Genomic DNA, 7,588 nt, shown 5'->3' with positions numbered 1-7,588 from the left:
CCCTGGCAGCGGGCGCACACCCGGCCCTCCGCGTCCATCAGCTTCGCGGAGGCGAAGAGGGTGGAGGAGCCGCCGTTGTCGATGACGGCCTCCACGCGGAGGTGGTTGCCGGTGGCGGGGCGCTCGAAGCTCATGGACAGCTGGACGGTGGCGCAGCGGCGGGTGGGGTCCCTCAGCGCCGGGGTGCAGCCGATGGCGAAGTCGAAGAGGGCGGAGAGCACGCCGCCGTTGACGGCGGAGGCCCCCAGGCCGCCCCGGTGCTGCGGCTGCACCTCCGGAAGCTCCACCACCACCATGCGCCCTTCCGGGAAGGACATCCGGGCGCCGAAGTGGCGCATGGTGAGGCTCTGGGTGATCAGCTCCGCGAAGCGGTCGAGCTGGGCCTGGGACGGGCGGGACGGGGTGTCGGACATGGGAGGTGGGCCCTTTTATATCCCACGCTCCTGCCCGTCCCGAGAGCGGACGGCCCGGCGGGCGACAGGGCTTACCGGAAGACCGGCACCCGCGCGCGAAAGACGTTAGAAGACGGGGTTCTTCCCCCTGGTGGAACCCTCCGTGAACGCCCACGAAACCGCCCTCCTCGAAGACCTCAACCCGCCCCAGGCGGAAGCCGTGCTCCACGGCGACGGCCCCCTGCTCGTGCTGTCGGGCGCCGGCAGCGGCAAGACGCGCGTCATCACCCGCCGTGTGGCCCACCTGGTGAAGGTCCACCGCGTCTTCCCGTGGCGCATCCTGGCCGTCACCTTCACCAACAAGGCCGCGCGCGAGATGCGCGATCGCCTCACCCAGCTCCTGGGCGCGCAGGCCAACGACCTGGTGGTGAGCACGTTCCACTCTTCCGCTGCCATGATCCTGCGCCGCGAAGCGGAGGCCGCGGGCCTCACGCGGTCCTTCGTCATCTACGACGACGGCGACCAGCTCAGCCTGGTGAAGCGCGCCATGCGCGACGCGGGCGTGGAGCCGGTGATGCAGCCGCGCGAAATCCTGCACCGCATCGACCAGGAGAAGAACGCCGCGCGGCTGCCGGAGGACATGCGCGTGGAGCAGGAGGACGTGCGCGGGCAGATCGTCAAGCGCGTGTACGCGGGCTACCAGAAGCTCTTGCGCGCGGCGAACGCGGTGGACTTCGGGGACCTGCTGCTCCTGCTCGTGAAGCTCTTCCGCGACCGGCCGGACGTGCTGGAGCGCTACCGCACGCGCTTCACGCACGTGCTGGTGGACGAGTTCCAGGACACCAACCCCGTGCAGTACGCGTTCCTGCGGCAGCTGGCCCCGCCTCCGTCCGCGAACCTGGTGGTGGTGGGCGACGACGACCAGTCCATCTACCGCTGGCGCGGCGCGGACGTGGACAACATCCTCCAGTTCCCCATGCAGTACCCGGGCGCGAAGGTGGTGAAGCTGGAGCAGAACTACCGCTCCGATCAGAACATCCTCACCGCCGCGCACGAGGTCATCTCCAAGAACCCGCGCCGCATGCAGAAGAAGCTCTGGAGCGAGCGGCCCAAGGGGGAGAACCTGGAGCTGCTGCTGCACCGCGACGAGCGCGCGGAGGCGCAGGAGGTGGCCCGGCGCATCCTCGCCGTCCAGCGCGAGGGCTTCATCAAGTTCTCCAGCATGGCGGTGTTCTACCGGACCAACGCGCAGAGCCGCGTGCTGGAAGAGGCGCTGCGGCTGGGGCGCGTGCCGTACCAGCTGGTGAGCGGCCGCAGCTTCTACGACCGCGCGGAGGTGCGTGATGCCTCCGCGTACCTGCGGCTGATGGTGAACCCGCGCTCGGACGCGGACCTGTTGCGCGTGCTCAACGTTCCGGCGCGCGGCATCGGTGACACCACCGAGGAGCGGCTGACGGACTTCGCGAACGAGCAGGGCTTGAGCCTCTACGAGGCCCTGGGCGAGCGCCACCGCATCCCTTCCCTCAACGCCACCGCGCAGAAGCGGCTGGGCGGCTTCCACCAGCTGCTCCAGTCGCTGCACGCCTTCTCCCTCACGGCGAAGGACGCGGCGGGCGCGGTGGACCAGATGCTGAAGGAGTCGAAGCTGGTGGAGACGCTGGTCGCGGAAGGCAGCGACGAGGCGCTCACCCGCGCGGAGAACCTGAAGGAACTGCTGGGCGCGGCGCAGGAGTTCGACCTGAAGCGCGCGTCCGACATGGTGGCTTCCGCCGCCGCGCTCGAGGCGCGCGAGGAGGAGGCTCCGGAGGGCGTGGACTCCGCGCCGCTCACCGCGGACATCCCGCCCCTGCAATCCTTCCTGGAGCAGATCAGCCTGGTGGGTGAGGCGGACGCGGAGGTGAGCGAGGGCCGCGTGGCGCTGATGACGCTGCACGCGGCCAAGGGCCTGGAGTTCGACGCCGTGTTCCTCACCGGCATGGAGGAGGGCGTCTTCCCGCACTCGCGCGCGCTCAAGAGCGACGACCCGGACGGCGGCGAGGAGATGGCCGAGGAGCGACGGCTTTGCTACGTGGGCTTCACCCGCGCGCGCAAGCGGCTCTTCGTGAGCCTGGCGCAGTGCCGCTCCCTCTTTGGTGAGCTCAAGTACAACCCTCCCAGCCGCTTCCTCGCGGACGTGCCGCAGGCGTTGTTCGGCTTCAAGGAGAACGACCTGCCGCCCCCGCCGCGCGCCGCCGCCATGCCGCAGCGCCGCCGCAACTGGGACGACGATGAGACGGGCCCGCGCGTGGACCGCAGCTATTCGCAGGCGTCGTCCGACATGGACGGCGTGGGCGGAGACGTGCGCGGCATGCGCGTGCGTCACGAACAGTTCGGCTCCGGGCGAATCGTCGCCGCGGAAGGGTCCGGACCCAACGCCAAGGTCACCGTGGAGTTCGGCGGAACCGTGGGCCTCAAGCGCGTCATCGCGCGCTTCCTCATCCCCGGCTGAGCGCCGGGCGGATCCGGTGTCCACAGCGGTTTCCAGTATTCATGTGACACCGGGCCCGGTCGGCCGGTGTACGGATTGACTTCCTGACGCTTCCCCAGTGGGATGACCTCCAACGAACGGAGGCGCTTCCCCCCATGGCGCTACGTCAACGACGGTGGACTTCCGCGCTGCTCGCGGGAACCTTGAGTTTCCTGACTGCCTGCGAAGGTCAGATTTCTGACGCGGCGAATCCGCGCAATCCTGGCCCTGACGGGACGAACAAGCCTCCCCCTGCTGGCGTGGAGCAGGCGGCGCGCACCGTGCGCGTCGCTCGGCTGACGCATGCGCAGTGGGTGAGCAGCGTGAAGGACCTGCTCAAGCTAGACGCGGCGCCCACGGCGCTGGCGCAGTCGTTCCGCGCGGATCCGTCCCAGAGCGGCTTCCTCTTCGACAACGACGCCCGCGCGCTGTCGGTGGACGAGGCGCTGTGGGGTGCCTACCAGCGCGCGGCGGCGGACCTGGCCGGGCAGGTGGCCACGGACGCGACGAAGCTGGGCAAGCTGCTGCCGGCGGGGAGCACCACGGACGAGGCTCGCGCGAAGGCGTTCGTGGAGTCCTTCGGCCTGCGCGCCCTGCGCCGCCCGCTGACCGCGGACGAGGTGGAGACGTACCTGAAGCTGTACCGCCAGGGCCCTCAGGCGTACCCGACGATGGCCGCGTTCCAGGGCGGCCTGCGGCTGGTGCTGGAGGGCTTCCTCCAGTCGCCCCTGTTCCTCTACCGCGTGGAGCGCAGCACGCAGGCGACGGCCGGCAAGGTGCCGCTGGACGCGTTCGAGGTGGCGTCCCGCTTGAGCTATGCGCTCTGGAACTCGATGCCGGACGACGCGCTGTTCGCCGCCGCTCGCGAGGGCATGCTTTCGAAGCGCGAGGGCGTGGCCTCCGAAGCGCGCCGGATGATTACGGACGCCCGGGCGCGCGGCGTGGTGGACGCCTACCACCAGGCCGTCTTCGACGTGCCCCGCTACGCGAGCATCCGGCCCAACGCGACGCGCTTCCCCAACGTCACCACGAAGCTGGCGGAGTCCGCGGCGAAGGAGAACACGCTCTTCGTCGAGGACGTCGTCTTCGGGCGCAAGGGGCGCTTCGCGGACCTGCTCACGTCTCGCGACACCTTCGTCAACGCCGAGCTGGCGCGCATCTACGGCCTCACCGGGACGTTCACCGCGGACTTCGTGCCGGTGACGCTGGACGGGGCGCAGCGCCGGGGCGTGCTCACGCAGGTGGGTTTCCTCGCGTCGCATGCGACGTCCATCGACCCGGACCCCATCCACCGCGGCGTGTTCCTGTCGGAGCACCTGCTGTGCCAGAAGATTGGCGCGCCGCCGGCCAACATCCCCGCGCTGCCCGCGCCCAACGGCCGCACCAACCGTGAGGTGGTGACGTCGCACACGGAGGCGCCCGGCACGGTGTGCGCGTCCTGCCACGCGACGCTGATCAACCCGCTGGGCTTCCCCTTCGAGAACTTCGACGCCGTGGGCGGCTACCGCACGACGGACAACGGGCTCCCGGTGGACGCCTCGTCGACGCCGGGCATCGGCGGACAGAAGGTGTCGGTGAAGGACGCGCTGGACCTGGCGGACGCGCTCGCGACCACGCAGGCGGTGCATGAGTGCTACGCGCGCCACTGGGTGGAGTTCCTGAGCGGACGCCCCGCGGTGGCGGAGGACGATGCGCTGGTGGCGCGGCTGGGCAAGCTGTCGCAGTCCGGTCAGCTGCCCATCGTGGACCTGGTCGTCGAGGTCGTGACGGGCGTGGGCTTCGTGACTCGCCACCCGGAGGAGCTGCCGTGAAACTGAGCCGACGACGCGTGTTGCAGGGCCTGGGTGGCGTCATGCTGGGGCTGCCGGTGCTGGAGGGGCTGTTGCCCCGCAAGGCCCAGGCGGCGGAGGCGGACGCGCTGCCCTTCGCCATCTTCCTGCGCCAGGCGGATGGCGTGGCCGCCGCGCAGAGCACCTCCGAGCTGGGCAACGAGCCGGAGCGCTTCTGGCCGGAGCCGCTGGGCAACCTCTCCACCACGACGCTCGCGGGCAAGTCGCTGGTGGAGCTGGCGGACCACCGCGCGCGCCTGCTGGTGGTGCGCAACGTCAACATGAAGGACTACAACTACGGGGACGGCCACGCCCGCGGCGCGCTGCAGTGCCTCACCGCGCGAGGCCCCGCCGTGGAGGGCGTGGGTGGTGACTCCGAGGCGTCCGGCGAGTCGCTGGACCACCGCATCGGCCGCGAGCTGAACCCGCAGAAGCGCGACTCGCTCTACCTCTACGCGGGGCAGGCCGGCGGGTGGCTGGGCGGCCCCTGCATCTCCCACCGGGGCAGCGCTTCACGCCGTGCCGCGCTGCATGACCCGTGGGTGGCCTACCAGACCATGGTGGGTGGCCCCGGGGGCCTCTCACCGGAAGCGCGCGAGCAGCTGCTGGTGCGCCAGAAGAGCCTCAACGACCTGGTGTCGGGCCAGCTGAAGGCGCTCCAGTCGCGGCCGGAGTTGAGCAGCACGGACAAGCAGCGCCTGGACCTGCACCTGTCCAACGTGCGCGACCTGGAGGTGGCGCTCAGCTGCCGCGCCCGCGCGGACGAGGAGCTGCGGCTCCAGCAGCAGGCTCCCGGCTACAACAGCACGGACGGCGACGAGGTGCTGGCCACGGTGCGGCTGCACATGGACATCGCGGTGCTGGCGGTGGCGTGCGGCACCACGCGCTCGGTGGCCATCCAGGTGGGCAACGGCAACGACAGCGCCACGCGCTACCGCGACCCCACGACGGGGCAGTTGATGGAGAACTTCCACTACATCTCCCATCGCCGCGCGTCGCACGACGCGTCGGGTGGCATCATCGCCGGGTCGGACGTGCTGCACTCGCGCGTGGACGCGCAGTTCGCCCAGACCTTCAACTACCTGTTGGACCAGCTGGCGGCGTACGCCCTGCCGAACGGCAAGAAGCTGGTCGACCAGGGCGTGTCCGTCTGGTTCAACGACCTGGGCAACGGGCCGGCGCACTCGGCGCGCCACATCCCGTTCATCCTGGCGGGCAGCTGCAACGGCTACCTCAAGCAGGGCGTGGCGGTGACGGCGGCGGGCGGCAACAGCAGCCCCAACCTCAACAAGATGCTCAACACCCTGGGCGCCGCGGTGGGCCTGAAGAACGCGGCTGGCGGGCCGCTGGACGACTTCGGCGACTCCACGCTGCCCAAGGGCCTGCTGACGGAGCTGCTGGCTTGAGCGGCCGTTGACCCGATTCGCCTCCGCCTTTCCTCCTTTGTTTTCGAACAGAGGAGGAAGGGATGTCCCCAGCAATCCGCAAGGCCTTCACCGCATCGCTCGCTTTCGTCTCCCTGCTGTCCGCCGGTCCGGCGGCGGCGCACGGCTCCATGGAAGTACCGCTGAGCCGCGTCTATGGATGTTTCAAGGAAGGGCCGGAGAGTCCCAGGTCCGCCGCGTGCAAGGCCGCCGTGCAGACCGGTGGGACGCAGGCGCTCTATGACTGGAACGGCGTCCGGCAGGGCGCCGCCAACGGGCGTCACCGCGAAATCATCCCCGACGGCAAGCTGTGCAGCGCCGCCAACGAGAGTCACAAGGGATTGGACCTGGCGCGTGCGGACTGGCCGTCCACGCTCATCACCCCGGACAGCGGCGGCCGCTTCGAGTTCGTCTTCCACGCCACCGCGGTGCACGCCACGGGCTACTTCCAGCTCTTCGTGACGAAGGAGGGCTACAACCCGGCGCTGCCGCTGAAGTGGTCGGACCTGGAGTCGACGCCGTTCTGCAACGTCACCAACGTGTCCGCGGTGAACAACCGCTACCGGCTCAACTGCCCGTTCCCGGCGAGCCGGACGGGCTCGCACGTCATCTACGCCATCTGGCAGCGCGCGGACAGCCCGGAGGCCTTCTACGCCTGCACGGACGTGAAGTTCAGCAACACGCCGCCCCCGCCGGTGTCGTGGAAGGAGTTGGGCCAGGTGCAGGCGCGCGAGGACCTGCCCAAGTCGAGCAAGGTGACGTTCCGCCTCTTCGACAGCGCGGGACGCGACGCCGAGTCGTATCCGCTGACGCTCGACGCGGCCACGCCCGCGGCCACGTGGATGTACCGGCTGGCGCAGCAGGTGAACGCGGGCTCCAGCCGCGTGCAGGTGGGCGTGCTCCAGACGACTGGCGGCGTGACGCCGGTGCAGGACGCGCTGGGCAACCGCGTGTACGCGAAGGAGACGGGCTACTCGTTCCAGGTGGACATCGAGAAGCCCTCCACCGGTGGAGGCAACGACGGTGGCACGGATGGCGGCACCGGCGGATCCGCGCAGTACAAGTACCCGGCGGGCATCGACAGCTACGTGGCGGGCACGCGAGTGGAGGGCACGGACGGGCTCATCTACCGCTGCAAGCCCTTCCCGTACTCCGGCTGGTGCAAGGGCGTGGCGTCGTACTACGCGCCGGGCACCGGCATCGCCTGGCAGGACGCGTGGGAGCGCGCCAACTAGGTCAGGCGGAGTCACTCAGGATCATCCGTGAATTCGATGTAACCCCGTGTGTTTCCCGTGGCCGTTCCCTGGCATTGTACCGCACCGGATTATTGAGACACCAGATTGGTTGTAATCAGGCCGCCTGCTTCGACTGCATCAGCGCTCGCCGGGCCTGACTCGGCGAGAGGAAGTTGTGGCGCTCCAGCAGCCAGTGCTCGTT

Annotated in this window: 5 protein-coding genes; 4 read left to right on the top strand and 1 reads right to left on the bottom strand. The window is 69.9% G+C overall.

From position 1 onward, the window contains the following. A partial coding sequence (locus D7Y15_RS41000; RefSeq protein WP_148713006.1) for a PaaI family thioesterase occupies positions 1-413 on the bottom strand: 413 nt, incomplete at its 3' end. 130 nt (positions 414-543) lie between these two features. Between D7Y15_RS41000 and D7Y15_RS40995 the strand changes: the two genes are divergently transcribed. The 4 genes from D7Y15_RS40995 (at position 544) to D7Y15_RS40980 (ending at position 7,386) form a co-directional block, all read left to right on the top strand. Further along, on the top strand, positions 544-2,880 hold the full coding sequence (locus D7Y15_RS40995; RefSeq protein ID WP_121755978.1) for an ATP-dependent helicase: 2,337 nt from the start codon (positions 544-546) through the stop codon (positions 2,878-2,880). 299 nt (positions 2,881-3,179) lie between these two features. Next, positions 3,180-4,709: a DUF1592 domain-containing protein gene (locus D7Y15_RS40990; protein ID WP_121755979.1), complete on the top strand. Its 1,530-nt coding sequence runs from the start codon at positions 3,180-3,182 to the stop codon at positions 4,707-4,709. Then, positions 4,706-6,133, top strand: a complete 1,428-nt coding sequence (locus D7Y15_RS40985) for a DUF1552 domain-containing protein (RefSeq protein WP_121755977.1) — start codon at positions 4,706-4,708, stop codon at positions 6,131-6,133. The genes D7Y15_RS40990 and D7Y15_RS40985 overlap by 4 nt, the downstream gene beginning before the upstream one ends. A gap of 62 nt (positions 6,134-6,195) precedes the next feature. Then, the gene (locus D7Y15_RS40980) at positions 6,196-7,386 is read left to right on the top strand and encodes a lytic polysaccharide monooxygenase (protein ID WP_120578300.1); all 1,191 of its coding nucleotides are present in this window, start codon (positions 6,196-6,198) and stop codon (positions 7,384-7,386) included. Positions 7,387-7,588: the final 202 nt, after the last annotated feature.

It is taken from the genome of Corallococcus sp. AB030 (genome assembly GCF_003668965.1).
Taxonomy (GTDB): domain Bacteria; phylum Myxococcota; class Myxococcia; order Myxococcales; family Myxococcaceae; genus Corallococcus; species Corallococcus exiguus.
Note: the sequence above shows the minus strand (reverse complement) of the source record. Positions and strands in the feature narration are given on the sequence as shown.